We start from the raw sequence: 1,293 nt of genomic DNA, 5'->3' as shown, positions 1-1,293 counted from the left end.
GAAATGACACAGCTTCGGTGGTGTGCTTAAGCCCCGCTACATTGTCGGCGCAGGACCACTTGACCAGTGAGCTATTACGCACTCTTTAAAGGGTGGCTGCTTCTAAGCCAACCTCCTGGCTGTCTGTGCGACCCCACATCCTTTCCCACTTAGCACACACTTAGGGACCTTAGCTGGCGTTCTGGGCTGTTTCCCTCTCGACTACGAAGCTTATCCCCCGCAGTCTCACTGCCGCACTCTCACACCACGGTATTCGGAGTTTGGTTGATTTCGGTAAGCTTGTAGGCCCCCTAGACCATCCAGTGCTCTACCCCCGTGGTGAAACATACGACGCTGCACCTAAATGCATTTCGGGGAGAACCAGCTATCACGGTGTTTGATTGGCCTTTCACCCCTAACCACAGCTCATCCCCCAGGTTTTCAACCCTGGTGGGTTCGGGCCTCCACGCGGTCTTACCCGCGCTTCACCCTGGCCATGGCTAGATCACACCGCTTCGGGTCTAGACCACGCGACTCAAGCGCCCTATTCAGACTCGCTTTCGCTACGGCTACCCCACACGGGTTAACCTCGCCACGTAGCACTAACTCGCAGGCTCATTCTTCAAAAGGCACGCCGTCACCCCTAAAGGCTCCGACGGATTGTAGGCACACGGTTTCAGGTACTATTTCACTCCCCTCCCGGGGTACTTTTCATCTTTCCCTCACGGTACTAGTCCGCTATCGGTCACCAGGGAGTATTTAGGCTTAGCGGGTGGTCCCGCCAGATTCACAGCGAATTTCACGAGTACGCTGCTACTTGGGAACACTCTAAACAGACGATAGGTTTTCGAGTACGGGAGTTTCACCCTCTACGCTCGTGCTTTCCAGACACGTTCCTCTAACCACACGTTTTCTGACTGTTTGCTAGCTCGGCAGAACTAGCCAAGAGGTCCCACGACCCCGCGAATGCAACCCCTGCCGGGTATCACACAGACGCGGTTTAGCCTCATCCGCTTTCGCTCGCCACTACTCACGGAATCACGGTTGTTTTCTCTTCCTGCGGGTACTGAGATGTTTCACTTCCCCGCGTTCCCTCCACATACCCTATGTGTTCAGGTATGGGTGAACCCACATGACTGGGTCCGGGTTTCCCCATTCGGAAATTCTAGGATCTCAGCTCGGTTGACAGCTCCCCTAGACTTTTCGCAGTCTCCTACGTCCTTCATCGGCTCCTGGTGCCAAGACATCCACCGTATGCCCTTACTAACTTGCTACAAAGATGCTCGCATCCACTGTGCAGTTCTCAAAGAACAA

At 54.6% G+C, this 1,293-nt stretch carries 1 rRNA gene; it reads right to left on the bottom strand.

Annotation, left to right across the window (positions count from 1 at the left end):
• Window positions 1–1,253 (bottom strand): 23S ribosomal RNA (locus ACIQF0_RS47610); the annotation flags it as partial.
• Window positions 1,254–1,293 lie beyond the last annotated feature (40 nt).

The organism is Lentzea sp. NPDC092896 (assembly GCF_044754905.1).
Taxonomy (GTDB): Bacteria; Actinomycetota; Actinomycetes; order Mycobacteriales; family Pseudonocardiaceae; genus Lentzea.
Note: the sequence above shows the minus strand (reverse complement) of the source record. Positions and strands in the feature narration are given on the sequence as shown.